The sequence below is a fragment of the Thalassospira tepidiphila MCCC 1A03514 genome (assembly GCF_001662875.1).
In the GTDB taxonomy this organism is placed as follows: domain Bacteria; phylum Pseudomonadota; class Alphaproteobacteria; order Rhodospirillales; family Thalassospiraceae; genus Thalassospira; species Thalassospira tepidiphila.
The window spans coordinates 1-25,134 of sequence record NZ_JPVZ01000006.1 but is presented as its reverse complement, the minus strand read 5'-3'; the positions used below and the strand labels follow the sequence as shown (position 1 = coordinate 25,134).

General features: G+C 54.7%; 22 protein-coding genes. 12 read left to right on the top strand and 10 right to left on the bottom strand.

The features are described 5' to 3' along the window. Window positions 1-1,416 carry a phosphoglucomutase/phosphomannomutase PgmG gene (gene pgmG, locus TH4_RS13745; protein ID WP_064781565.1) on the top strand — a complete coding sequence of 472 codons (1,416 nt, stop codon included), beginning with the start codon at window positions 1-3 and terminating at the stop codon, window positions 1,414-1,416. Window positions 1,417-1,498: 82 nt separating this feature from the next. Here pgmG and TH4_RS13740 read toward each other — a convergent pair whose 3' ends face one another. Beyond that, a complete protein-coding gene (locus TH4_RS13740; RefSeq protein WP_064781698.1) occupies window positions 1,499-2,767 on the bottom strand; it encodes a D-alanyl-D-alanine carboxypeptidase in 1,269 nt (422 codons plus the stop codon). 214 nt (window positions 2,768-2,981) lie between these two features. Here TH4_RS13740 and TH4_RS13735 point away from each other — a divergent pair, with 214 nt between their 5' ends. The 7 genes from TH4_RS13735 to TH4_RS13700 all read left to right on the top strand — a co-directional run bounded on the left by TH4_RS13735 (window position 2,982) and on the right by TH4_RS13700 (window position 11,867). Then, window positions 2,982-3,731: a hypothetical protein gene (locus TH4_RS13735; RefSeq protein WP_064781563.1), complete on the top strand. Its 750-nt coding sequence runs from the start codon at window positions 2,982-2,984 to the stop codon at window positions 3,729-3,731. Window positions 3,732-4,550: 819 nt separating this feature from the next. Then, entirely contained in the window at window positions 4,551-5,402 is an 852-nt protein-coding gene (locus TH4_RS20780; protein WP_167351221.1) for a phasin family protein, read from the top strand. Window positions 5,403-5,707: 305 nt separating this feature from the next. Then, window positions 5,708-6,034 carry an ATP-dependent Clp protease adapter ClpS gene (clpS, locus tag TH4_RS13720; RefSeq protein WP_008890601.1) on the top strand — a complete coding sequence of 109 codons (327 nt, stop codon included), beginning with the start codon at window positions 5,708-5,710 and terminating at the stop codon, window positions 6,032-6,034. 3 nt (window positions 6,035-6,037) lie between these two features. After that, window positions 6,038-8,356 carry an ATP-dependent Clp protease ATP-binding subunit ClpA gene (gene clpA, locus TH4_RS13715; RefSeq protein WP_008890602.1) on the top strand — a complete coding sequence of 773 codons (2,319 nt, stop codon included), beginning with the start codon at window positions 6,038-6,040 and terminating at the stop codon, window positions 8,354-8,356. 107 nt (window positions 8,357-8,463) lie between these two features. Next, a complete protein-coding gene (locus TH4_RS13710; RefSeq protein ID WP_008890603.1) occupies window positions 8,464-9,006 on the top strand; it encodes a hypothetical protein in 543 nt (180 codons plus the stop codon). A 549-nt stretch (window positions 9,007-9,555) separates the two neighbouring features. After that, complete coding sequence (locus tag TH4_RS13705) at window positions 9,556-10,173, top strand: hypothetical protein (RefSeq protein ID WP_064781557.1); 618 nt, start codon at window positions 9,556-9,558, stop codon at window positions 10,171-10,173. An 11-nt stretch (window positions 10,174-10,184) separates the two neighbouring features. Beyond that, window positions 10,185-11,867, top strand: coding sequence for a methyl-accepting chemotaxis protein (locus TH4_RS13700; RefSeq protein ID WP_064781555.1), 1,683 nt, complete (start codon window positions 10,185-10,187; stop codon window positions 11,865-11,867). Window positions 11,868-11,941: 74 nt separating this feature from the next. On the opposite strand, the gene TH4_RS13695 is transcribed toward TH4_RS13700, so the two are convergent. Next, window positions 11,942-13,102, bottom strand: coding sequence for a GNAT family N-acetyltransferase (locus tag TH4_RS13695; protein WP_209272278.1), 1,161 nt, complete (start codon window positions 13,100-13,102; stop codon window positions 11,942-11,944). Window positions 13,103-13,343: 241 nt separating this feature from the next. On the opposite strand from TH4_RS13695, the gene serA reads away from it, so the two are divergent. Then, a complete protein-coding gene (gene serA, locus TH4_RS13690) occupies window positions 13,344-14,585 on the top strand; it encodes a phosphoglycerate dehydrogenase (protein ID WP_063088315.1) in 1,242 nt (413 codons plus the stop codon). A gap of 77 nt (window positions 14,586-14,662) precedes the next feature. Here the strand turns inward: serA and TH4_RS13685 are convergent, their stop codons facing one another. The 5 genes from TH4_RS13685 to TH4_RS13665 form a co-directional block, all read right to left on the bottom strand. Then, window positions 14,663-15,145 (bottom strand): GNAT family N-acetyltransferase, encoded by a 483-nt coding sequence (locus TH4_RS13685; protein WP_064781551.1) that lies wholly within the window; start codon window positions 15,143-15,145, stop codon window positions 14,663-14,665. 43 nt (window positions 15,146-15,188) lie between these two features. Then, on the bottom strand, window positions 15,189-15,854 hold the full coding sequence (aat, locus tag TH4_RS13680; protein WP_064781549.1) for a leucyl/phenylalanyl-tRNA--protein transferase: 666 nt from the start codon (window positions 15,852-15,854) through the stop codon (window positions 15,189-15,191). Window positions 15,855-16,056: 202 nt separating this feature from the next. Continuing rightward, window positions 16,057-17,406 (bottom strand): acetyl-CoA carboxylase biotin carboxylase subunit, encoded by a 1,350-nt coding sequence (gene accC / locus TH4_RS13675; protein ID WP_008890611.1) that lies wholly within the window; start codon window positions 17,404-17,406, stop codon window positions 16,057-16,059. 17 nt (window positions 17,407-17,423) lie between these two features. Beyond that, window positions 17,424-17,870: an acetyl-CoA carboxylase biotin carboxyl carrier protein gene (locus TH4_RS13670; RefSeq protein WP_064781547.1), complete on the bottom strand. Its 447-nt coding sequence runs from the start codon at window positions 17,868-17,870 to the stop codon at window positions 17,424-17,426. Between the two features lie 10 nt (window positions 17,871-17,880). Then, entirely contained in the window at window positions 17,881-18,168 is a 288-nt protein-coding gene (locus tag TH4_RS13665) for a type II 3-dehydroquinate dehydratase (protein WP_064789769.1), read from the bottom strand. A gap of 320 nt (window positions 18,169-18,488) precedes the next feature. On the opposite strand from TH4_RS13665, the gene thiS reads away from it, so the two are divergent. Further along, window positions 18,489-19,484 (top strand): sulfur carrier protein ThiS, encoded by a 996-nt coding sequence (gene thiS / locus TH4_RS13660; protein WP_064781543.1) that lies wholly within the window; start codon window positions 18,489-18,491, stop codon window positions 19,482-19,484. A gap of 131 nt (window positions 19,485-19,615) precedes the next feature. Here the strand turns inward: thiS and TH4_RS13655 are convergent, their stop codons facing one another. From TH4_RS13655 to TH4_RS13645, 3 genes are all read right to left on the bottom strand, one after another. Then, complete coding sequence (locus TH4_RS13655; protein WP_064781541.1) at window positions 19,616-20,377, bottom strand: DsbA family protein; 762 nt, start codon at window positions 20,375-20,377, stop codon at window positions 19,616-19,618. An 87-nt stretch (window positions 20,378-20,464) separates the two neighbouring features. After that, on the bottom strand, window positions 20,465-21,151 hold the full coding sequence (locus TH4_RS13650) for a hypothetical protein (protein ID WP_245227879.1): 687 nt from the start codon (window positions 21,149-21,151) through the stop codon (window positions 20,465-20,467). Further along, a complete protein-coding gene (locus tag TH4_RS13645; RefSeq protein WP_064781537.1) occupies window positions 21,148-22,503 on the bottom strand; it encodes a M48 family metalloprotease in 1,356 nt (451 codons plus the stop codon). Before TH4_RS13645 ends, TH4_RS13650 begins: the two co-directional genes overlap by 4 nt. On the opposite strand from TH4_RS13645, the gene TH4_RS13640 reads away from it, so the two are divergent. Both TH4_RS13640 and TH4_RS13635 read left to right on the top strand, forming a co-directional pair. Further along, a complete protein-coding gene (locus TH4_RS13640; protein ID WP_064781535.1) occupies window positions 22,490-23,878 on the top strand; it encodes a gamma-glutamyltransferase in 1,389 nt (462 codons plus the stop codon). The genes TH4_RS13645 and TH4_RS13640 overlap by 14 nt on opposite strands. A gap of 78 nt (window positions 23,879-23,956) precedes the next feature. Then, on the top strand, window positions 23,957-25,108 hold the full coding sequence (locus TH4_RS13635; protein WP_064781533.1) for a pyridoxal phosphate-dependent aminotransferase: 1,152 nt from the start codon (window positions 23,957-23,959) through the stop codon (window positions 25,106-25,108). Window positions 25,109-25,134: the final 26 nt, after the last annotated feature.

The window sequence follows — 25,134 nt, the reverse complement described above, 5'->3', positions numbered from 1 at the left end:
ATGACGAATTCCGCCGGACACAAGTTTGATAGCTCCGTTTTGCGCGAATATGACGTGCGTGGCGTTGTTGGCGAAACCCTGCATGCGGCAGACGCCAATGCGCTGGGTAAAGCCTTCGGCACCATGGTACGCAGATCTGGCGGGAAGCGCGTCGCCTTGGGGCGTGATGGTCGTCTGAGCTCGCCGGAACTGGCTGCTGCATTGGCCGAAGGCATTCTGTCGACCGGTTGTGACGTGGTGCGCATTGGTCGCGGGCCGACCCCGATGCTGTATTTCACGGTTTATGATCAAAAAACCGATGCCGGCATCATGGTTACCGGTTCGCATAACCCGTCGAACTATAACGGCTTCAAGATGCTTAATGCTGGCAAGTCGGTATTTGGCGACGCCATTCAGCAACTGGGCAAAATTGCCGCCAGCGGTGATTTCGAAACCGGGCAGGGCACGGCAAGCGACATCGATATCGAGGATCGCTTTGTCGAACGCCTTGTCGCCGAGCTTGACTGCGATGTCCCCAATCCGATGACGATTGTCTGGGATTGCGGCAATGGTTCAGCCGGTGACGTAGTTCGCAAACTGACGGCCAAGCTGCCTGGTACGCATCATCTGTTGTTTGATGACATTGATGGCAATTTCCCCAACCACCACCCCGATCCGACGGTTGAGGCCAACTTAGTTGACCTCAAGGCCGCCGTTGCCAAACATAATGCCGACTGGGGTGTTGCCTTTGACGGTGACGGTGACCGGATTGGCGTGATTGATGGCAAGGGCAACGTCCTTTGGGGCGATCAGCTGTTGCAGATCTATGCCGCAGACGTTCTGCAGCGTCAGCCGGGGGCTGCGATCCTTGCCGATGTCAAGGCCAGTCAGACCCTGTTTGACGAGGTCAACCGGATTGGTGGCAAGGCCATCATGTGGAAGACGGGCCATTCCCTGATCAAAACCAAGATGATCGAGGAAAAGGCACCGATCGCCGGTGAAATGAGTGGCCATATCTTCTTTGCCGAGCGTTATTACGGCTATGACGATGCAACCTATGCTGCCGTGCGCCTGTATCGCATTCTGGTTCAAAGTGGCAAAAGCCTTGCCGAATGGCGGGCCGCCATGCCGGTTGCGGTCAATACGCCGGAAACCCGTATCGACTGCCCGGATGACCGCAAGTTCGCGCTGATTGAAGAAGTCCGTGCCCGCCTTGCCGAAGCCGGCGCCGAGGTCAGCGGCATTGATGGCGTGCGTGTCAGCACCGATGATGGCTGGTGGTTGCTGCGTGCATCCAACACCCAGCCTGCCATCGTGGCCCGCTGTGAGGCCGCCGATGATGCCGGGTTGAAACGTTTGAAGGGGCAGGTGACCGATCAGCTGGTCAAAAGCGGTCTGTCTTCGGATGACTTCTTTGCCCCGGGTGGCGGTCACTAATTAAGGCGTTCAGCCAAGACAAAATTAAAAAGGCCCGTCAGAAAAACTGACGGGCCTTTTTGTATCTCTTGGAATTTGGATTTTAGCCAGCATCACCTGCATTGACCGGGATGCACGCCACGTTTTCACGCTTGAGCGCATCACACGCAGCGCGTGCTTCGTTCTCGCCATCAAAGCCCAGCAGACGGGCGCGATAGACAACACCGGTACCACTGGCTTGCTGCTCGACCGCAGCGCGGGTCAGGCGCAGAACATCGGGGGCGGTACGTGCCGCGGCAAGGACTGCTTCCTGTGCCCGGCGCTGGTCGCTAAATGCGCCAACCTGAATGCCCCAGCCCGCACCGGCTTCCGGCTTCAGGCGGGTGACAACGGTTTGGGTGTCGATCCGGCCCGGCTGTTCTGCTTCGCGAAGCGTGCTGCGCTTGGCAATCAGCAACTGGGCATCCGCCGGCAGGATTTTGTCTTCCGGGCTGATGCGCGGACGCGGAACAACAATTTCACCGTCCTTGGTCAGCTTCATATAGGCCTGATCAAGAAGCTTTTTCATCTGGTCATCACGGGTGCGGGCCGTGCGCCCCCCAAACACAACACCAATCAGGCGTTTGCCATTGCGATTGACCGAGGCGACAAGGTTGAAGCCCGATGCGTTGATATAGCCGGTCTTGATCCCGTCGGTACCATAATAGGACGCCAGAAGATTATTGTGGTTGCCATAGGTGCGGTTGCCAAAGCGGAACTTCTGGGTCGCGAAGTAATGATAGTAGCTGCCATAATTCTTGCGCAGCGCCACAGCCAGTTTGATCATGTCGCGTGCGGTAGTCATCTGCCCGCGGTTGGGCAGGCCGGATGCATTGCGGAAGGTGGTGCGTGACATGCCAAGGCGTCGTGCTTCGGACGTCATCATCTGGGCAAACTTGATTTCGGTGCCACCAAGATGTTCGGCGACAACAACCGCAATGTCGTTGGCCGATTTGGTAACCAGCGCCAAAATAGCGTCCTTGACGGAAATGGTTTCGCCCGGTTGAAGACCAAGTTTGGAGGGGGCCTGGCCCCAGGCGCGTTTGGAAACCTTCATCCGAGTCGAAAGCGATACCTTGCCATGTTCCAAGGCATCAAAGACCATGTAAAGGGTCATGATCTTGGTCAGCGACGCCGGATAGACCTTGTGATCCGCCCGATATTCGTGAAGCGTTTCGCCAGTGTCGCCGTCAATAATCATCGCCGTGTAAGTCCGCGCCTGCACAGCGGACGGCGAGAGAACAGTGAATGAAATAGTCGCAACCAGACACAAAAGCACAGCAACAACGCCACGCATGCTCAGCGAGCGCGTCACGGACAGAGCTTTGGCCATTGCAGTTGGCCCGGAAAGGGTCATTAAACGCATTATATCGGGCTCGGCTTTGAGGTTTCCCCAAGAACTAAATAAGTTCACTGTCGCATCACAGCCTTAAACAAATGTTTAAGAGCATCAAATTTCGGTGGTCGTCACTCGGGCCTTGAGATGGCCATTTTTATTCGCAAGACTGTATTTTATATCTCCAGATTAGCAAAAAATCGAGGATCGAATGTCAGAAAAGACGGCTCCAGTTCACACCAATACGGGGACCCGCAGCGCCAACTGGGCCAAAGCAGGTCTTGCCGCACTGGTGATTGCAGGCCTTGCGGGTTGTACATTTACCCAAACCAGTGACGTCAGTAATCCGCTTGTCCGAAAGGCATCATGGTTTTCTTATCTTAATGCCGATGATCTTCGTCAGGCTTGTGCAGCAGGCGATGCAGAAGGACAAATTCGCATTATTTATAATGCCGAATATTACAAGGAAGTCCGCGTCTTTGAATTAACGCCGTATCCCGGGTTTGAGGAATTCAATCTGACCACCCGTGTCTTCGGGCCGATACAGGTCAAGGAAATCAATGTAGAGGTCAATGCACCGCTTGGTGCCTTTGGGGGCGAAGAGGCGGTTGATCGTATTGACCGCGATTCTTATCTTGCCATCACCGATGCGCTGGAGGCCGAAGGTTTTGGAACGCAAAACCGTGATGGTCTGCGTCTGTATTCCGACGATTTTTATTGGGTCGCCATAGGGTGTTCGTCGGGTGGCATCACCCTGGGTACCTGGGCATCCGGTGTGGATGATTTGCGTGCCCTTAAGTTCCCGGAAGTTCTGGCAAACCTTTCTTCGGTTGAAAAAGACCTTCCTGAGCCGCCTGCCGCTGAAAACGCACGATCGCAATCGGCGGCACAGATGCATCATGTCCAGAACAGCGACTCCGGTGAGTTTTACAGAACCGTGCGCGGAAATATGCTTCGTTAGGGCTCCAATATATTGCAACCGGGCGATGGCGTGACGTGTTCATGTTATCGCCCGGTCTGCTAAACTTATTGCAATGCAGCAAAACTGTGGGCTAATGCCTTGATCAAGTTGCCATTTTAAAAATTTCTTGGAATTCCGGTGTTTTCCGATGGAGGCGTGCCGGGAAATATGGCGTATTTGTCACTAAACTGTACTTGACGCGACGGGGTAATTCCATCTAGGGTTATGTTGCAATGCAACATTGATCCGGATGGATATTCCGGTGATCAGGAGGTTGAGGCAATGGCTGATTCCAAAAAGAAACTAGCCGGGAAAACTGCAACCAAGCAGGCTTCCGCGTCGTCACCCAAAACTGTAGCAGCTTCAGTCCCGTCGGCAGCGCAGTCTGCGCCTGCCAAGCGGAAGGTAATGACATCTTCCGAGATCGAAGCCGCAGCTCAACAACCGTCGGCGGAAGCGCAAAAGGCGTCGTCTTCATCATCGCCCGATAGGGCAAAGACGCCGAGTGACGGTGCGTCGACCAAAGCTGCAGGCCAGGCAGCTTCTTCTGAGACGGCTGCGAAGGGTGATGCATCTGCAGCCAAAACGCCGGTCAAAGATGCCGCGTCGGCCGGTGCTCCCGAAAAAAATGCAGAGTCCCCGAAACCTGCCAAGGCTGAGACATCTTCGCCATCTGGGCCTGCATCAAAACAGGCTGAATCTGCCACGAAACCTTCCGTTGCGAATTCCGGGGCCGCGCGACCTGCTGACGAGGTGACTTCGCCAGCAAACAAGTCGACAGCGCCCAAATCCCCCACCAAAAGCGAAAAGGCCAATACTGTGAGCACGAAACCCAGAACTACGGCAACCAGCAAGTCTGCCGCTTCCTCTGCCCAGAAAAAGAAAACCGTTGCCAAGTCTGCGCCGAAAAAGGCTGCTGCGGCACCGGCAAGTACGGCATCGAAATCTGCACCTGCGCCGAAGGCCGCGGCACCCGCGACGCCTGAGAAATCGGCTGCACCGGCAACCGTGGTGGCAGAGTCTGCTGTCTCCAAGCCTGCGGCAACGCCGGCCACGACGCAAACCCCATCCAAGTCGACCGCAACCGCAAAGCCGGTTGATGCCAAACCTAAGGTGGAGCCAAAACAGGGCGACGTTTTTGGCTTTGGTGCATTGTTCATCGACGGAACGGGGATGGAGCCCTATTTCGAACTTTGGAAGACGCCAGAGGTCGAAGCAATGGTCACTGCTGGCAATGAGGCATTCGAAGAAAGTGTTTCTGCTGCCAATGAGGCATTCGGCAAGATCTTTGAAACCATGACCGGTCAGGCCGGTGTTTTTTCCGGTGCCGGGTCGAGGGTTGCTGCTCAGTATGAAGAGCTGCTTGATACTCAGAAGAAAAGTTTCGAGGAAGTTTGGCAGGCAACCATGGCGATGTTTGAAAAGACCGGTGGCATTGGCACTGAGCTTTCGACGTGGATGCAAAAAGAATTTGAAGCCTCGCAGGATGATCTTGATGAGCTGACCAAGGTTGAAAGCCTTGCAGACCTTCAGGAGCTGCATTCACGCATCGTCAATCGCTGCTATGAAAGCAGTTTGGCCGAAGGTGAAAAGATGCAGGAGCTGATGTTTTCTGCCTTTTCGGACGGCCTGAATGCGATTAGCAAGGCAACGAATGTTGCGCTGAAATGAGGCAATGGATGCATGTTGGATATCCCAGCACCTTCCAGTCCCAAGCGGGTATGGCTTTTAGCCATGCCCGTTTTTTTATGTGTCTTTTCGCGTCCCGGATAATTTTGGAGTGACAATAATCACGAAGTTTGTCGCCTGATCTTGCAGTGCGTTATTCGCAGCCTAAATGAATCGAAGATGGACAACGAACGAAACTCGGATGCACAATAAATTCCTAGTGAGAACCGCGTAGCGGACTTTGAAAGAGTTTGGCAATGACCTATCATGGAGATCATGCAGGAAATAAGGGTTCCGGTAAGTAGACGATGACTGAACAGGATAATGACGGCACTGATCTGCCGAACACGGGGATCGTAACAAAGACACGGCCCAAGACCAAAAAGCCGTCCATGTACAAAGTGCTGTTGCTGAATGACGACTATACTCCGATGGAGTTCGTCGTTCACGTACTGGAACGGTTTTTTGAAAAGGGACGTGAAGAAGCCACCGAGATCATGCTTCAGGTGCACCGCAAGGGTGTCGGAGTGTGCGGTGTATTCACCTACGAAATCGCAGAGACCAAAGTAAACCAGGTCATGGACCTGGCCCGCCAGAACCAGCATCCGCTGCAGTGTACCTTAGAGAAGGAGTGACATATGCTATCGCGCAATCTTGAGGAAAGCCTGCACCGTGCGCTCGCATATGCGTCGGAGCGCAGGCATGAATATGCCACTCTTGAACATCTTCTGTTATCGCTGACCGAAGATCAGGATGCGCTGGCAGTGCTGAAGGCCTGCCGGGTTGATATTGATCGGCTGCGTTCCGATCTGCTGGAATTCGCTGATAGCGAGCTTTCCGGCCTGATCAGTGCGCGTCTGGTGGACCCCAAACCGACCGCCGGTTTCCAGCGCGTGATCCAGCGTGCTGCGATCCATGTCCAGTCTTCTGGCCGCGAGGAAGTGACCGGTGCCAATGTGCTTGTTGCCCTGTTCTCTGAACGGGAATCACACGCGGTTTACTATCTGCAACTCCAGGATATGACCCGTCTTGACGCGGTAAACTACATCTCACACGGTATCGCCAAGGCGACCGAGCTTAATGAGCGTCGCATTCCGCGCGGTGCCGATGAAGAGCCGGTTGCAGGCATGTCGCCAGAAAGCGACGAAAGCGGCCCGGCCGAGGGCGAGGCGCTTAAAGCCTATTGTGTGAACCTCAATGTCAAGGCGCAGAGCGGCAAGATCGATCCGCTGATCGGTCGCCAGAACGAGATTGACCGCACCATTCAGGTTCTGTGCCGTCGTACCAAGAACAACCCGCTTTATGTCGGTGATCCAGGCGTTGGTAAAACCGCCATTGCCGAAGGGCTCGCGCGCCGTATCAATGATGGCGATGTGCCAGAGGTTCTTGAAAACGCGACGATCTTTGCCCTTGATATGGGCGCACTTCTGGCAGGAACCCGTTATCGCGGGGACTTCGAAGAACGCCTGAAGGCTGTGGTCAAGGAACTTGAAGAGTACGAAGGTGCTGTACTGTTCATTGATGAAATTCACACCGTGATTGGTGCTGGTGCGACGTCGGGCGGGGCAATGGATGCTTCCAACCTGCTGAAACCGGCACTGGCAAGCGGGTCACTGCGTTGCATCGGCTCAACCACCTACAAGGAATTCCGGGGTCACTTTGAAAAGGACCGCGCCCTTGTGCGTCGTTTCCAGAAAATCGATGTCGAGGAACCGTCAGAAGCCGATACCGTCAAGATCCTCAAGGGGCTCAAGCCCTATTACGAGGAGCACCATCAGGTCAAATACACCAACGAAGCCCTGCGTTCTGCGGTTGAGCTGGCATCGCGTTACATCAGCGACCGCAAGCGGCCCGATAGTGCAATTGATGTGATTGACGAGGTTGGTGCATCGCGCATGCTGGTCGCCCCCAGCAAACGGAAACGTACGGTGAGCAAGCGTGACGTCGAGGAAATCGTCGCCAAGATCGCCCGCATCCCACCAAAATCGGTTTCGACCGATGACCGCAAGGCGCTGGCAAATCTTGAGCGTGACCTGAAAACGGTTGTGTTTGGCCAGGACAAGGCAATCGAAGCAGTTGCCAGTGCGATCAAACTGGCCCGTGCAGGTCTGCGTGAGCCGGAAAAACCGATTGGCAGTTATCTGTTCTCGGGCCCGACCGGCGTTGGTAAGACGGAGGTCACCAAGCAGTTGGCAACGGTCATGGGGATCGAGTTCATCCGCTTTGACATGTCCGAATATATGGAGCGCCACAGCGTATCACGCCTGATTGGTGCGCCTCCGGGCTATGTCGGGTTTGACCAGGGTGGTCTTTTGACCGATGCCGTTGATCAGCATCCGCATGCGGTCGTGCTGCTGGACGAGATCGAGAAGGCTCATCCGGACCTGTTCAATATTCTTCTGCAGGTCATGGATCATGGCAAACTGACCGATAACAACGGCAAGACGGTCGATTTCCGTAATGTCGTGCTGGTCATGACGACCAATGCCGGTGCATCTGACATGGCTAAGCCGCCGATCGGCTTCAAACGTGAAATGCGTGTTGGCGAAGACGAAGAGGCAATCAAGCGCACCTTCTCGCCGGAATTCCGTAACCGTCTGGATGCGGTGATTCCGTTTGCCAACCTGCAGCCGGAAGTCGTCAAGATGGTTGTCGACAAGTTCATCTTGCAGCTTGAAGCACAGCTGGCGGATCGCAATGTTTCGATCGAACTGACCGAAGCAGCGCGGGCCTGGATGGCCGAACGCGGCTACGATGCGGCTTTCGGGGCGCGTCCGTTGGGCCGCGTCATTCAGGAGCACGTCAAAAAACCGCTCGCCGAAGAGTTGCTGTTTGGCAAGCTTTCGAAGGGTGGGGCTGTGCTGGTCGATATCGAAGACGATGCTGTCACCTTCCGTTATCCGGAAGATGAAAATGGCGAGAAACAACAGAAAAAAGATCCGGAAATGGCCGGTTAAAATGGACCTTTTTCGGTTTTCAGGTTGTTGTTAATGATTGGCAGTATAGATTGGTGCCCGGGGATATCGTTCCCCGGGCATAATCATATAAAGAACGCCAGAATATCATGAGCCAGGCTGCACAACGAAAATTTCGGAACGAAGTCGAGGAGTTCCTATCCAGACTTGAGCTGCGTGCGCGAAAGTTGATCGCGCTGGCCAATACGCTTGAAAAGAACGCCGACAAGTCCGACGTCACCGGTTATCGACCGTTTCGTGAGGAAGTCGACAACTTCAAGGCGTTGTCTCTGGTGATTATGGAGCGGATGAACAAGCTCGAATCCCATCCTAAAAAAGAAGAACTGGAAAAACAGTTTCACAAGCTTCAGGTCGTCATGCTCAGGATTGTCATCAAGACGAGCCTGAAATTCTTCTTTGTCATGAGTGCAAAGGAAAACCTGCCGCTTGGTGCGCGCGAAATGTTCCAAAGTGAACTCAGGACCCTTTATGAGGCAGAGCGGATGATCTCCGATCCGCGCTATATCAGTCAGCTCGACGACTCTGCAAAGGACGATCTTGAGATCGCGAAATCCATTCTCGAGGAAATCATCGAGAAGGCGCCAGCGCTTCTGAACTTCAATAGTCGGACGAAGAAGAAACGCGCTAAGTAGGTGTATAAGCTTACTGAAAATTAAGCGGTTCTAATTCTCTCCAGCATATTTTTGCAAAATGCAAACTTATTAATTCGCATTTTGCAATCTTTGCATTTTGAAATGCAAAGATTATCAGGTAACGTATTTCAGTCATGTGGGATGGCGACCGGAATTTCCCGAAAAACCACGGTTTTTTGAGGGGTTTATAAAGTTGGCACGCATCCTGCTTATGACAGCATGGACAGTTGTTCTTTGCAGGGGCGCGTCTCGCGCCTGGAACAACGTAATCTTCTGCAGTTTGCTCGTGTCCCAACCAAACTCAGCGGCGGTTTTTACCGCCGCTTTTTTCTTGCCTGATTTCAGTCGCCCATTTCCCGCATATCCCAAGGTCGCAGTGTTGTTTCTTTGCGCGCAATCCACATATAGCTTATGTGGAAGCGCCTCTCGTGCGGTTCCACATCGCTATAGATTCTAAAAAAGGTTGTATTTGTTTTTTACCTTTTGTATAAGAATCTATACTAATAGATAGTCTTGATCTGCCATTGGCATAGACTGGGGAGTAAGCGAATGAAATTCAAAAGTGGTGTGGCTTTGGCCGGTATGCTCGCAGCGACAGTTTTTGTTCTGCCACATGCTGCTTTTGCCAAGGCAGAGTTGCCGGGGGACCCCAATGCACTGATCACGGATGAAGTGATTAGAAACATTCGGGAATGGTTGGCAAATCCGGTTGTTGAGCTGTCCATTAGTTCGCAGAACAAGCTGCGCAAGGACATGACACAAGAACAGATTGATGCGGCAGACCTTCAGTGGCGCGCTGAACGCGAAGCAGAAGATCAGCCGTTGGTTGCAGCAATTCTGACCAATCCGCTGTCGAGCTACCTGACACAAGTCCAGGCACGCTCCGGTGGTATGTTTGCCGAGATATTTGTGATGGACGCCGTTGGCCTGAATGTAGGGCAAAGCTCCATCACGTCCGACTTCTGGCAGGGGGATGAAGCGAAGTTTCAGAATACCTATCCGAATGGTCCCGACGCTGTGTTTATCGACGAGGCCGAATATAACGAGGGTTCTGACGCCTGGCTTGCCCAGCTCAACATGACCATGAGCAACGCAGATCGTCAGCCGATCGGGGCCGTGACCGTTGAGGTCAATCTCAATGAACTCGCGCGTCGCAGCGGTCTGTAGGGAGAAATACAATGAAATTCTTTGAGAACCTCTCTATCCCGGCAAAGCTGATGAGCTGCTTTGCTATTATGATCGCGGTAATCTTGATGGTGGCTGGCGCAGGCGTTTTTTCGACCATGCAGGTCAGCAACGCCAACGATCAGCGCGATTATCTCTCGAAATTTGAACGCGACTATCGCGACCTTGATCGCGCCTATCTTGTCGCACGTCAGGAACTTATCTACTTCCTGACGACCGGCGACCGCGCTGGCTTGGCTGGGTATGAAACAGCGCGCGAAGAAATCGACATTCGTACGGATGTGCTCAAGACATATGCTTCAATCAGCCCAGAGATCGCTGCCCTGATTGAAGAAATGGACGGCGCTATCGACCGATGGGAAGAAATTGCAGCGCAACAAGCACAACTGATGCGCCACTATCTGACGGTTAACCATGCTCGTGCGATTGAAGCATCGGGTGAGCCGCGTGAACTATCAGACCAGGTCACTACGGTTGCAAGCGAGCTTGCCAAGAATATCGATCAAATGATTCTTGATGTTGAGGCAGAAGTCGCCCAAGCCATGCAGATCTTCCAAGTCACGCTTGGTGTTGGCGTCGTTCTACTTATCATCATGGCCGTGCTGTTTGGTGGTACCTTGTCGCGGATGATTGCGACCCCGATTCGTAAGATGACCGACGCTATGGGTAAACTGGCTGCTGGTAATCTTGACATCGAAACGCTTGACATGAAACGTGCCGATGAAGTGGGCGCCATGGCCAAATCGCTTGAAGTCTTCCGGGAAAACGCACGTGAACGTGCCCGCATGGCCGAACAGGAAAAAGTCGAGGCCCAGCGTCAGGTTGAACGTAGCCAGCGCATGGGAACTCTTACCAAGGGCTTTGACGAAAAAATCCAGGATGTTCTGCATGCGGTGAACGCCGCCCTTGATGATGTCCGTTCCGCATCCGAGACGCTGACGTCACACGCCCAACGCGCCAACCAGGATGCGCAGGACGTGGCCGAACAGGCGCAAGAATCCTCGACCAATATCGAAACCGTGGCATCTGCAACCGCTCAGTTGTCGGCCTCTATCTCCGAGATTTCCTCGCAGATTGCCCGCGTGACCGAAATCACGCAGGAAGCGGTCGGTCAGACAGAACGCACCAACGAGCGTGTTGAAAAACTCAATGAAGCGGCACAAAGCGTTGGCGAGGTGGTCAATCTGATCAGTGATATTGCCGATCAGACCAACCTGTTGGCCTTGAACGCAACCATCGAGTCCGCCCGTGCGGGCGAAGCCGGCAAAGGCTTTGCCGTGGTTGCCGGTGAAGTCAAAAACCTTGCATCCCAGACGGTCAAGGCAACCGAACAGATCACGGCCAAGATTGCCGAGATGCAAAGCGAAACCGGGGCTGCTGCCGAAGCTGTGCGTGGCTTTGCCGACACCATCAACAAGATTGATGAACTGATGTCGGTTGTCGCCAGTGCAGTTGAAGAGCAGGGCGCTGCAACCGAGGAAATCTCGCGCAGCGTCGAAGGGGCTGCGAACGGTAACGTTGCCATCACCAATGCAGTCAAAAGCGTTGCCAGTGCAACCACCGAAAGTGGTGACCTTTCCAGTGGCCAGCTTGACAGTGTCGGGCGATTGGCGGCCGCCAATGACGAACTTCGCAGTCACGTTAACGGCTTCCTCAATGACGTCCGTACTGTCTGACGCCTAAGACATATCAATCCAAAAGGCGCGGGAATTTCCCGCGCCTTTTTTTTGTTTGGGGCATCGGTGTTGGGTTACGACCCTGATGGTTCCTTGCGATAGGGGCTGTGTTCGGAAAGGATGTAATCGCGGTCCTGACTGATGTGATTGCGCTCCTGGGTCAAAAATTGCGCGACTGCGCGTTTCAGTCCCGGATCAGCAATCAGATGGGCGGAATGGGTTATTACCGGTTCATAGCCGCGCTGGATTTTATGTTCGCCCTGTGCCCCGGCCTCGACGGTTTTAAGGCCATGCTCAATCGCGATATCAATCGCCTGATAGTAACAGGTTTCGAAATGCAGAAGTGGCGTACGGTCGATCGTACCCCAGTTGCGGCCATACAGGGTTTCAGACCCGATCAAGTTAAGAGCACCGGCCACCATTTCATCGTCATTGAACGCACATACCAGAACCGTGCGATCACGTATACGGTCATGCAGCAGATCGAAGAAGTCGCGCGTCAGATAGGCCTGTCCCCACTTGCGGTCAGATGTATCGCGATAGAAATGATAAAACCGGTCCCAATGGTCGGATTTCAGGTCATCCCCACGCAGTGCCTTGAAACTGTATCCGGCCTCCAGAACCTGCTTGCGTTCCTTGCGTAGATTTTTGCGTTTGCGCGAATTCAGTGCGCCCAGAAAATCATCGAAATTCTGATAGTCACGATTGCGCCAGTGATACTGCATGCCGGTGCGCGCGAGAAAACCTGCCTGTTCCATCAACTGGCTTTCATCGCCGCTGCAAAACGTGACATGCAGTGTCGCCATGCCAAGCTTTTCCGGCAGTATCGTCATGCCGTTGATTAAGGCGTTGCGCACGCTGTCGGGATCGGGATGGTCCTTGGCGACAAGCAGCCGCGGGCCCGGCACCGGGGAAAATGGCACAGCCGATTGCAGTTTGGGGTAATAGCGCCCCCCGGCACGTTCATAGGCCTCTGCCCATGACCAGTCGAAAACATATTCGCCGTAAGAATGGCCTTTGACATAAAGCGGCACAATCCCGATGACATCACCAGTCTCATCTTCTGCGACAAGGTGAAACGGCTGCCAGCCGGTTTCAGCAGTAGTTGATCCGCTGTCTTCCATGGCGGACAAGAAGGCAAAGCTGACAAACGGGTTGTCAAACCCGGCGCACTTGTCCCACTGGGCCTGTCCGATTTGATGAATATCGGTGACGGTTTTGATTTCGACAGCCAAATCTGAATTCCTGCAGATGGTCCCCATGGCGCCCGGTTTAACTCCCGAGGCCTTATTTTTATACGCATTAGCCGGTATATGCGTTCAGAAGATAGGCGCAATGCGCATTTACGCAAGGGAAAGCCTTTGACGGAAGCGCATCTAAGTCCTATTTCATTGTGCCACAGGCCATTTGGAATTGGTCTGAAAACGGCTCGGGGATTTTCCCGTGTCGCCCTCGCGAAGAAAAGGATGGTGCGCCGTGAACAGCAAACTTTCGTTGGAGAAGGACAAGATCAAGGTTGTCCTGCTCGAAGGTATCCATGAAAACGCTGTAAAGATGTTCAAAGAGGCCGGCTACTCAAATGTCGACCATTACCCTGCTGCGCTCGACGCGGACGAACTGAAGTCCGTTGTCTCCGAAGCGCACTTTTTGGGCATTCGTTCCCGTACCAAACTGACCGAAGACGTTATCGAAGCTGCGTCCAAGCTGACCTCGATCGGCTGTTTCTGCATCGGCACCAACCAGGTTGATCTGCAGGCCGCTGCGATGCGCGGTATCCCGGTGTTTAACGCACCGTATTCCAACACCCGTTCGGTTGCCGAGCTTGTGCTTGGCCAGATCATCATGCTGCTGCGTGGTATTCCCAAACGTAACGCAGCCGCCCATGAAGGCGACTGGCTGAAAAATGCCCATGGCTCATACGAGGCACGTGGCAAGACGCTTGGTATCATCGGCTATGGCCATATCGGTTCGCAGCTTTCTGTGCTGGCGGAATCGCTTGGCATGAATGTCATCTATTTTGACGTCATCAATAAGCTTGCCATGGGCAATGCCAATTCCTGTTCGTCGATGGATGAACTGCTTGCCAGATCGGACGTGGTGTCGCTGCATGTTCCGGCCAACGAGCAGACCAAGAACATGATCACGGCGACTGAGCTAGCCAAGATGAAAAAGGGCGCACACCTGATCAATGCGGCACGTGGCAATGTCATTGTGATCGAAGATCTGGCCGCCGCCCTTGAAAGTGGTCATTTGGCCGGTGCGGCAATTGACGTGTTCCCGGTCGAACCGGCAGGCAAGGACGAGCAGTTCGAGAGCCCACTGCGCGGTATGAGCAACGTCATCCTGACCCCGCATATCGGTGGTTCTACCCAGGAAGCCCAGGAAAATATCGGGATCGAGGTCGCTGACAAGCTGATCACCTATTCCGATAACGGCTCGACCCTGGGGGCTGTGAACTTCCCGGAAGTATCGCTTCCGGTTAAGGACCGTACCCACACCCGCTTCATGCACATTCACCGCAACGTGCCGGGCGTGCTGCTTAAGATCAACGATGTGTTTGCCCGTCGTGGCATCAACATCAGCGGCCAGTATCTGCGCTCAGAAGGCGGTGTCGGCTATGTGGTGGTTGAAGTCGACGAGGAAATCAAACCGGGCGAGGGCGTTCGCAAGGAACTCTCGGCGATCGAAGGAACCCTTCGCGTGCGTTTCCTGTTCTGATCCGAACAGATTTTAGATAACAAAAGGGCGGGTGCCAGATGGTTCCCGCCCTTTTTCTGTCTTGGTATCTGTGCTGCTTACAGCTTGCGATACATCACCAATGCATCGGTTTCGCCCAATGTCGGGTGCATGAAGGCACCGTGCAGGCGGCCGACAATCTCAAACCCAAGCGTCGGCCACAGGTGAACGGCGGCAGCGTTACTGGCGATGACGAAATTGAATTGCATCGCGCGGTATCCAAGATCCTTGGCACGAAGAAGCGAATCTTCACACATGAGCCGCGCAATGCCCCGGCCACTGGCGGCAGGGGATGTCATATAGCCGCAATTACAAACATGCGATCCGCCGCCACCCTGATTTTGGCGGATGTAATAGGTGCCAACGATCTTGCCGTCTTCCTCGGCAACCAGTGTGACCTTGTCCTTTCCCATCCAATAGGAAAGGACCTCATCGTCGCTTAGATTGCTATCAATGGCATAGGTATCCCCGGCCCGAAGGATGGGGGCGACAATATCAAGAATGGCTGGAACATCTTGTTCGGTGGCGGGGCGAATTTGCATGGGGTGCTCGTCTTGGCGTGAAGGGCAATCGGCTCGGCTGAACTCAGGAGGGCGCGTGTGGCTTACTATCGCCGCCTGTCAGCGTTTCTTCAAGGATTTCGGGATCGACTTCAAACGGAAGGTTGGCGCGCCCGGTCAGTGCCTTGGCCAGCTCGTTGCGATAGCGTTCGCGCGGGATTTCCTCGACCCCGAACTGTTTGAGGTGATCATTGACGAACTGCGTATCCAGCAGGCTGTAGCCCCCCTGACGCATCAGCGCGACCAGATGGACGAGGGCGACTTTCGACGCATTGGTCGCGCGTGAAAACATGCTTTCACCAAAGAACGCCTTGCCCAGGCTGACGCCATACAAACCACCAACCAGCTCGCCGTCTTTCCATGCCTCGATCGAATGCGCGCAGCCCATCTTGTGAAGCGCACAATATGCATCAAGGATGTTGCTGTTGATCCAGGTATCATCGCGGGTATCGGTGGGCTCCGCACAGGCGCGGATGACGTCGGGAAAGGCCCGGTCGACATGGATCTTGTACGTGCCCTTGCGCACAGCCTTGCGCAGGCTGCGCGGGACATGAAACCCGTCAAGCGGCAAGACGCCGCGCCACTCCGGATCAATCCAGTACAGGGTTGGATCGTCATGGCTTTCGGCCATGGGAAACAGGCCGACGGAATAGGCGCGGATCAAAAGATCAGGGGTCAGCTGGTTTGACATGATCGCAGTGATAATTGCTTTGGTCCTGTTTTTCTGGTGGTTGTTTACATATGAGTGACCCGGTCGCATGCGACAAGGTCGTTGCCATTTCCCGTTTGAACCGGTCCCTTATAATAGGGAAGCGCGATTAAATTTTTGATTTAAATCTCAAACGAAAAACGGGAACCCGAAGGTTCCCGTTTGAAATTGGCTTAGGCGCTGATCACAGCGTTTTATTCATGCCCATGAACTTTTCCAGCCAGTGGATGTCGTAATCCCCTTTCTGGATGTCCGGGTTGGCAAGAAGCGTCTGATGCAGCGGAATGGTGGTTTTGATGCCGCCAATCGCGTATTCCGCCAGCGCACGGCGCAGACGCATCATGCATTCTTCACGGTCGCGACCATGAACAATCAGCTTTGCGATCATGCTGTCGTAATAGGGCGGGATCGAATAACCGGTATAAATACCGCTGTCGACACGAACGCCCAGACCGCCAGGTGCATGATATTCCTTGATCTTGCCCGGTGACGGGACAAAGGTCTGCGGGTCTTCGGCGTTGATGCGGCATTCAATGGCATGACCATGAATTTCAAGGTCTTCCTGCTTGAATGACAGCTCAAGACCAGCTGCAACACGGATCTGTTCGCGCACAAGGTCAACACCGGAAATCATTTCGGTGACCGGGTGTTCCACCTGAAGGCGGGTGTTCATTTCGATGAAATAGAACTCGCCATTTTCATAGAGGAACTCGATGGTGCCGGCATTGCGATACCCCATGCCGATCATGGCATTGGCAACCGTGGAACCGATACGTTCGCGTTCTTCCGGCGTCAGGGTCGGAGACGGGGCTTCTTCAAGCACCTTCTGGTGACGGCGCTGCAAAGAGCAATCGCGTTCAAACAGGTGAACGGCATTGCCGTGCGTATCCCCGATGACTTGCAATTCGATATGGCGCGGTTTGCCAAGGTACTTTTCCATGTAAACGGCGGCATTGCCAAAGTTCTGCAATGCTTCCTTACGGGTCATGGAAAATGCTTCGGCAAGGTCTTCTTCGCGCTCGACCACTTTCATGCCACGACCGCCGCCGCCGCCTGATGCCTTGATCAGGACCGGGAAGCCGATCTCCTTGGCACATTTGCGGGCTTCGTCAACGCTGGTGATTTCACCATCAGAACCCGGAACACACGGAATGCCAAGCTTTTCGGCCGTCTGTTTTGCCGTGATCTTGTCACCCATCATGCGGATATGTTCTGGCGTCGGGCCGATGAAGGCAAAGCCGTGCTCTTCGACCATGGAGGCGAAATCGGCGTTTTCCGACAGGAAGCCATAGCCCGGATGGATGGCCTCGGCCCCCGTGATTTCAGCAGCCGAAAGAATGGCCGGAATATTCAGATAGCTGTCTTTGGATGCTGCCGGGCCGATGCAGACCGATTCGTCGGCCAGACGCACATGCATGGCGTCCGCATCAGCAGTGGAATGCACCGCGACAGTTTTGATGCCCATTTCGCGGCAGGCGCGCTGAATACGAAGCGCGATTTCGCCACGGTTGGCAATCAGGATTTTGTCGAACATGCGGTTGATACCCCGGCTTATTCAATAATGACTAGCGGCTCGTCATATTCGACCGGATGGCCGTCGTTCGCGATAATCTGGGTGATCTTGCCAGATTTTGGTGCGCGGATCGGATTGAAGGTCTTCATCGCTTCGATCAGCATCAGGGTCTGGCCTTCGGTAATGCTTGCGCCGATCGAGATGAACGGAGCCGCACCTGGTTCCGGTGCAAAATAGACAACGCCGACCATCGGCGATTTAACCGCACCCGGATGGGAGGCGGCATCAGACGGCGCCGCAACAGCCGGCGCGGACGCAGCCGGAGCAGCCGGCGCCACAGCCGGAGCAGCAGCAACCATGGTGCCCTGACGGGCGACGCGAATACGGTTGTCACCTGCGGCAACTTCAATTTCGGTCAGATTGGTGTCGTCCAGCAGCTCGGCGAGCTGGCGAATGGCGTCATTGTCGATGTTGAACTTGCTCATTTCGATATCTTTATGATGGTGTGTGGATCAATCCGCGCATGGCATCCAGGGCGTTCTTGGTGCTCCGGGAGCCAAAGCCGTAGATCATGCCGTTTGCAGCTTTCGAGACGTTTAAATCGTGTCTGAATGCATTCCGCTTTTGAATATTGGACAGATGAATCCCGAATTTCGCCATGAACAATGCGGCGAAAGCTTCAAGGATCGCAACCGATGTGTGCGTATATGCCTTAGCATTGCCAAGAATGCCAGAGTCTTCTTGTCGGTTTTGCTTAAAACCAGTCAACTCGTTCACTTCCATTCTTGCTTCGAAGCATCCATCGCGCATCAGTCCGCAGGGTGTCTCGACCGTTCAGGAATGCCCGAACCGCGAAGCAATCCGCTTCTGAATGCCCAACATTTGGAGTTGCGTTTATAACACGACCAAAGTCTGACGCAACTTTGCATTGGCCTTAGCAACGCGGCCCTGATGCTTCCGGGGTGCATGATTGACCAGCAAGGCGAGCTTGCCGGGCCATCAACACCAAAAAGCGATGCAAGACGGCTTGCTTCGGGCGAGCGTGCTGCGCATACTGCGCGGCAATTGTGAATAATTTGATACCACATGGATGAAACGGAAAGATGCGTCTTACGATCAACGGTGAAGACCGCACCATCGAAAATGCTGGAAACGTTGCCGAACTTCTTGGCGAGCTTGGAATCGCCCAGACCAAGGTCGCGGTCGAACGCAATCTCGAAATCGTTCCCAAAACGGCCTATGGCGAAACCCGGCTGGCCGATGGCGACAAGCTTGAAATCGTGCATTTTATCGGCGGTGGGTCACATGAAGCGGGCCTGGCTGCGGCAGATGACGACGGTTTCGTTGTTGCAGGCAAGAAATTCTCGTCCCGCTTGCTGGTGGGCACCGGCAAGTACAAGGATTTTGAGGAAACCAAAATCGCGATCGAGGCATCCGGTGCCGAAATCGTCACGGTTGCCGTGCGCCGCGTAAACCTGACCGACCCGAACCAGCCGATGCTGGTCGATTATGTCGATCCGAAAAAATACACCTATCTGCCCAATACGGCCGGCTGTTTTACCGCCGATGATGCTGTGCGTACGCTGCGCCTTGCACGCGAAGCCGGCGGCTGGAATCTGGTGAAACTCGAAGTGCTGGGCGATCAGGCAACGCTGTATCCCAATATGCCCGAAACGCTTAAGGCGGCCGAAGCCCTGATCAAGGATGGCTTTGATGTGATGGTTTATTGCAGCGACGATCCCATTCAGGCCAAGATGCTTGAAGATATGGGCTGCTGCGCGATCATGCCGTTGGGGTCTTTGATCGGTTCTGGCATGGGCATTTTGAACCCGGTCAATATTGCGCTGATCAAGGAAAATGCCAATGTGCCGGTTCTGGTTGATGCGGGCGTTGGCAGTGCATCCGATGCCGCCGTTGCCATGGAACTGGGCTGTGACGGTGTCTTGATGAATACCGCAATCGCCGGGGCAAAGGACCCGATCCGGATGGCGCGCGCCATGAAACATGCCATCATTGCCGGGCGTGAATCCTTCCTTGCTGGCCGGATGCCCAAAAAGAAATATGCCGATCCGTCCTCGCCACTGGCGGGGATTATCTAGGCGATATCCTTGCGATAAGCTGTAATGAGAAAGGCCGTTTCAGTATCGAAACGGCCTTTTGCTTTTTATTGAGAAGGCGAAACAACAAAACTGCACATGTTGGCGTTTTGCTTTTGGTCAGCTCGTCTTGATCAGGATGCGTCTTTCAGTCCGGCATCGACCAGCGCATTTACACGCTCCATGTCTGCACCCGAAACCAGCGTGCCGTTGATCAGGAAGGCCGGGGTGCCGGAGATACCAACGGCGCGCGCCATGCTCGAATACTGTGCCAGCATGCCGGTGATTTCAGGTGCCTTCATGTCTTCAAGCATCTGTTCAACGTCGATGCCAACACCAGCGGCCAGTTCATTGATACGTTCCTGATCAAGCAGGCCACGGTTGGTCATGAAGGCTTCGTGCGCTTCCATGTATTTGTCCTGCTTGTCGGCGGCAAGTGCTGCGCGCGCGGCAAGGGTGCTTTCCTCGCTCAGGATCGGGAATTCGACAAAGATGGTGCGAACCTTGTCATCACTGTTTTCGGCAATTTCCTTCACGCCATCAAAGGCGCGCTTGCAATAACCGCAGTGGTAATCAAAAAACTCGATCACGGTCACCGGCGCATCAACCGGCCCGACCGAAGGAACGGAACTGTCGGCAACCAGCGCATCCCAGACAGGGGTGATGGCCGCAGCCTGCTGGCGCGACTGCTCTGCGGCCTGCCAGGATTGTACATTCTGGATCGCGCGCAAAAGAACATCCGGGTTACCAAGCAGGTATTGTTCAATAACGCCTTCGATTTCGGTTTTCTGTTCAGCGCTCAGGCTATCCTGCGCGAAAGCTGCCTGTGTTCCAAACAGCATGCCGATACCAAGTGCTGTGCCAGCAAGAAAGCGTTTTGCGATATGGGAGTTCATTGGACGTCCTTTTGTCTCTGGCCAGTGTGTAATGCCGTGGTCCTGACCCTGATGAAATGTGATGGTTTTTGATACGTGATGTCGTTGCTAACGTGAAAGTAAAATATGCGTTAGATGTGTCACACTATTCTGTGCGGCGATGTGATCATCGCCCGAAACAATGCCAATCCATACAAGGCGCACCTCGTCGGCCTTGGCATCCGGCCAATATCGACGATAAAGCGTCGCCAGATCGAAATATTCGCGGTGCCATTCACCGTAGCGCACTTCATACTGGCCAACGGCGATGCGGACTTCCTGATCCATGGTTGGTTTTCCGGATCCGAGATCGCTTTCTGTCCAGCTTCCCTGTGCCTGACGTCGGAAGCCAAGCACCAGTTCAACATCCCCGACTTGGGCCGCACTGTTGAATTGCCAATCAAAAGACAAAAAGGGCGAGGCCAGCACGATCACATTTGTCCGCCGACCGATTTCAAATGCCCCCATGCCGGGGCGCGCGGCAAGCGCGATGCGTCCGTCCTTGTCTTCCCAGCCAAGCGGGGCCGGGTTCACGTCAGACTTTTGATTGACCTGCCAATAGCGCGGCGGGTTGGATAATGAAAAAGGCGCATACAGAAGTTTCAGGTCACCACTGACATCCACACCAGCACCGGGCAGGCTGCAACTTGCCATGCCGAGCGATCCCAGCACGACCATTACAGACGCCAAAACCCTTCTGGATGTGACGGCGCGCGCGGCCTTTGGCTTGGCGCGCAGTGCGGGCGAAGACGTCAATTGGAGGCGTCCTTGCCCGGTACGCCATCAGGATTGGTCGCCTGAAGAATGTCCTGCGCACGAACCCATGTGGCCGTGCCCTTTTCGAGCTTACGGTCGGCTTGCACCGCATGGTAGCTCGCCGCTTGCCGATCACCGGTCAAAAGGCTGTACTCAGCCTGTGACAGGGATGCTTCGCCTTCGTTGCCAAGACGGTTTTCGACAATCGCACGGAACCGCCATGCCGATGCATTGCCGCGTTCGCGCGACAGTACCCCGATCAGGTTTTCCTTGGCCGGGGCAAGATACGCCTCATCGCCGGTTTCGATCATCGCATGCGCCAGAAGAAGTCGGATCAGCGGCGCACCGTTTGAAAGTTCAGCCGATTTTTGCAGTGGCGGGATGGCATCGCGCGCACGCCCGAATTCCAGAAGAATCTGGCCTTTCAGTTCTTCGAAATACGGATTGGATGGTTCCTCGGCGATCAGGCCTTCGATAATCTCAAGCGCGGGCTCAAGCTGCGAATCCCGGTAATAGGCGATCGAGCGGGCATAACGTGCGGCAATGCTCGTATCGCTTTCGGGATAGGTGCGCATGGTATTTTGAATATGGTTGGTAAAGGCAAACAGTTTGGCGCGCATGCGGGCATGGCGCTCATACAGATCGGTGCTGACCTTGGCATCCTTGAGCGACGAGTTGGATACATAGTTTTCAAGGAAATCGACACGTTCGACGGTCAACGGGTGGCTGCGCAGATACGGGTCTTGGCTTGCCGTGCTCAGCAATTCCTGACCTTCAAGGGTCTGCATGAATTCCAGCATCCCGCGCGACGAAATGCCTGCCTCTGTTAAATACTTCACACCGGCCTGATCGGCACTGCTTTCCTGGGTCCGCGAATAGGCAAGGAAGTTACGGGTGGCCACGTTCTGACCGCCCAGAATGGCGGCAGTACCGACATCAGACCGGCCGGCAGCCACACCGGCAGCAACACCGGCAATTGTGGAAAGAATCGAGATTGCAGACGCATTGCGCAACTGGTCATGAACGCGTGAAAGATGCCCGCCCGATATGTGGCCGGTCTCGTGGGCAACAACGCCGATAACCTGTTCGGGAGTCTCTGCTTTTAACAACAGCCCAGTATTGATAAAAAGCTTTTGGCCCCCGGCAACAAATGCGTTCAAGCTGTTGTCGGAAACGATATAAATGGACACGCCATTCGGATCGAGGCCCGCTGCCCTGAAAATGGGCGTGGCATACATCCGAAGGGTTTCCTCGATCTCTGTATCGCGGATAAAAGAACGACCCTGCGCGAAAACCGTGCTAGGCAGGGCAACAAGGAAAATGGCAGTGAGAGTAATAATGCGTCTGAGCAAAATGTGCGTTCCATATTTTCGTTCGACTGATGTCGGTTCCGTGCCGACGCGCAAGCCATCATGGCGGATCGCGGTCGCAATCGCAATGACTGCCGGTCTTGCCGCATGTAGTGCTAATGAAACAGAAAATCTTGGTCAAATAGGGGCAGTGTCCGGTTATTTCGGTGGTGTGGTCGCTGATGAGCCACGTGCCGTCCGGAATGCACGGGATGTTTTGTCTGCCGGTGGTACGGCTGCGGACGCTGCTGTGGCGCTTTACGCCACCATGACCGTGACCAAGCCATCCGTTGCCGGCATTGGCGGTGGCGGGGTTTGTGTTGTGCATGATCGCGCAACAAAAAAGGTCGAAGTCCTTGATTTCTGGCCGCGTCCGGGCACACGTACCGGTTCCGATCAGACGCCGACTACCATCCCGACCGTTCCGCGCGGCCTTTATGCGCTGAGCGCACGTTATGGTCGTTTGCAGTGGGGCTCGCTGATCAGTGCTGCTGAACAATATGCCCGCCTTGGCGTGCCGGTATCGCGGTCGCTGGTTAAGGATATCGAGGCAAACCGTGCCCGGATTGAAGCCAGCCCGGCATTGCGCGCGACATTTATGCCGGATGGCAAGATGCTTGAAGTCGGCGACCGTATCCGTGCGGTCAATCTGGCGGCGCTTCTGACATCACTGCGCGTCAAGGGACCGGGCGAGTTTTACAGCGGTGCGTTGGGTGCGGATATCGCCAATGCCGTGACGGCGGCGGGCGGCACATTGACAGCTGATGACATGCGTACCTATCGCCCGCAGTGGAAAACCGCGACCGAAGTCAAGGTTGGTAATGAAACGCTTTATCTGGCCTATCCGCCGCGATCCAACACTGGCGCTTCTGTCATTTCCGAGGGTGGCGAGCTTGCCGATATCCTGAACCGTTATCTGGCGGATATCGCATCGGGTTCTGAGGCCGCACAGGCCGGTGCTGGCCGCAGTGGCTTTGTCGTTGTGGATCGTGCGGCCAATGCGGTTGCCTGTGTCACCACCATGAACAAACCGTTTGGTGCGGGTCTTGGCGCGGATGCGTTTGGCCTTAATCTGGCTGCGGGGGATGCAAATATGATTTCAACCCCGCTTATGGGGCCGGCATTGATGGTGAACCCGTTTGTCTGGGAATACTATTACGGCATTGCTGGCACGGGCACGCCGGCCGGTGCGACCAAACAGATCGCCACCATGGCCGAAGACCTGATTGGTACTGGTGCTGCATCGGGTGTTTCGATGAATTCCGATGGGGCGTCTTCGGTCAATGTCATCAAGTGCCTTGAAGGCACGCCACCCCATCCGGAAAGCTGCCAGTTCCTTGCCGACCCGGCAGGTGGTGGCATGGCCGGAACCCGGTAATCAAGAAACCAACCAACAGGGCAGGGATCATCGATCATCCTGCCCTGTTGTTCTTAAACACATGTCAGGACCCCACAAATGGCATTGAAGCAATCCCTTCGTGGTGCAATTTCGCCCTTTATCGTGATGGATGTGATGCGTGCGGCCAATGCACGCGAAAAGGAAGGCAAGGCTGTTTATCACCTTGAAGTCGGCCAACCTGGAACCCCGGCACCGCGTAAGGTGCGCGAAGCCGCTGCCAAGGCGCTCGAGTCCGATTTGATCGGCTATACCAACGCCATGGGCATCGATCCGCTCCGCGAAGCCATTGCCGGGCATTACAAAACCAAATTCGGCATGTCTGTCGATCCGGCGCGGGTTTGTGTCGCCAGTGGCTCGTCATCAATCTTTGTGCTGGCGTTTTTGGCGGCCTTTGATGCCGGTGATCGTGTTGCAATGGCAGCCCCCGGTTACCCGGCCTATCACAACATTCTGAGCGCGCTGGGTATTGATACGATCAACCTGCCCGCCGGACCGGAAACCCATTATCAGCCGACGGTTCAGATGTTGCTTGATCTGGATGAACCGGTTGATGGCCTGATCGTTGCCAGCCCGTCCAATCCGGCGGGCAGCATGATTGATGTTGAAACCTATCGGGAACTGGCGACCTATTGCCGTGAAAACGGTATTCGCCTGATTAGTGACGAGATCTATCAGGGCATTTCATTTGGCGATGTTGCCGAATGCACAGCCCTTGAATTCGGTGATGAGGCCATCATCATCAACAGTTTCTCGAAATACTTTTCCATGACCGGCTGGCGTCTGGGCTGGGCGATTGTGCCGCCCGATCTGATGCGTGTGGTCGAATGCCTGCAGCAGAACCTGTTCATCTCGGCCCCGGCGTTGTCACAGTTGGCGGCGGTGGCGGCCTTTGACTGCGAGGACGAGCTGCAAGCCAACATCGCGGCCTATGCGCGCAATCGTGAAATCCTGCTCGATGGTCTGCCCAAGGCGGGCTTCACCAAGTTCGCCCCGGCGGATGGTGCGTTTTACCTCTATGCCGATGTGCGCGATCTGACCAATGACAGCGAAGCGTTCTGCAAGCAGATGCTCGAAGAAACCGGCGTTGCGACGACACCGGGGACGGATTTCGACCGCATGCGCGGCAAGGGCTATGTCCGCTTCTCGTTCGCGCATAGCGAAGACACCATGATCGGTGCGGTCAAGGCGCTTCAGAACTGGAAACGCTGATCTTTCAATAGATCACGACGAAAAAG

Excerpts from the sequence above, each read along its gene's own strand:
- pgmG (WP_064781565.1), top strand. The coding sequence starts at position 1 with ATGACGAATTCCGCCGGACACAAGTTTGATAGCTCCGTTTTGCGCGAA.
- TH4_RS13740 (WP_064781698.1), bottom strand. The coding sequence starts at position 2,767 with ATGGCCAAAGCTCTGTCCGTGACGCGCTCGCTGAGCATGCGTGGCGTT.
- TH4_RS13735 (WP_064781563.1), top strand. The coding sequence starts at position 2,982 with ATGTCAGAAAAGACGGCTCCAGTTCACACCAATACGGGGACCCGCAGC.
- clpS (WP_008890601.1), top strand. The coding sequence starts at position 5,708 with ATGACTGAACAGGATAATGACGGCACTGATCTGCCGAACACGGGGATC.
- clpA (WP_008890602.1), top strand. The coding sequence starts at position 6,038 with ATGCTATCGCGCAATCTTGAGGAAAGCCTGCACCGTGCGCTCGCATAT.
- TH4_RS13710 (WP_008890603.1), top strand. The coding sequence starts at position 8,464 with ATGAGCCAGGCTGCACAACGAAAATTTCGGAACGAAGTCGAGGAGTTC.
- TH4_RS13705 (WP_064781557.1), top strand. The coding sequence starts at position 9,556 with ATGAAATTCAAAAGTGGTGTGGCTTTGGCCGGTATGCTCGCAGCGACA.
- TH4_RS13700 (WP_064781555.1), top strand. The coding sequence starts at position 10,185 with ATGAAATTCTTTGAGAACCTCTCTATCCCGGCAAAGCTGATGAGCTGC.
- TH4_RS13685 (WP_064781551.1), bottom strand. The coding sequence starts at position 15,145 with ATGCAAATTCGCCCCGCCACCGAACAAGATGTTCCAGCCATTCTTGAT.
- aat (WP_064781549.1), bottom strand. The coding sequence starts at position 15,854 with ATGTCAAACCAGCTGACCCCTGATCTTTTGATCCGCGCCTATTCCGTC.
- accC (WP_008890611.1), bottom strand. The coding sequence starts at position 17,406 with ATGTTCGACAAAATCCTGATTGCCAACCGTGGCGAAATCGCGCTTCGT.
- TH4_RS13670 (WP_064781547.1), bottom strand. The coding sequence starts at position 17,870 with ATGAGCAAGTTCAACATCGACAATGACGCCATTCGCCAGCTCGCCGAG.
- TH4_RS13665 (WP_064789769.1), bottom strand. The coding sequence starts at position 18,168 with ATGGAAGTGAACGAGTTGACTGGTTTTAAGCAAAACCGACAAGAAGAC.
- thiS (WP_064781543.1), top strand. The coding sequence starts at position 18,489 with ATGCGTCTTACGATCAACGGTGAAGACCGCACCATCGAAAATGCTGGA.
- TH4_RS13655 (WP_064781541.1), bottom strand. The coding sequence starts at position 20,377 with ATGAACTCCCATATCGCAAAACGCTTTCTTGCTGGCACAGCACTTGGT.
- TH4_RS13640 (WP_064781535.1), top strand. The coding sequence starts at position 22,490 with ATGCGTCTGAGCAAAATGTGCGTTCCATATTTTCGTTCGACTGATGTC.
- TH4_RS13635 (WP_064781533.1), top strand. The coding sequence starts at position 23,957 with ATGGCATTGAAGCAATCCCTTCGTGGTGCAATTTCGCCCTTTATCGTG.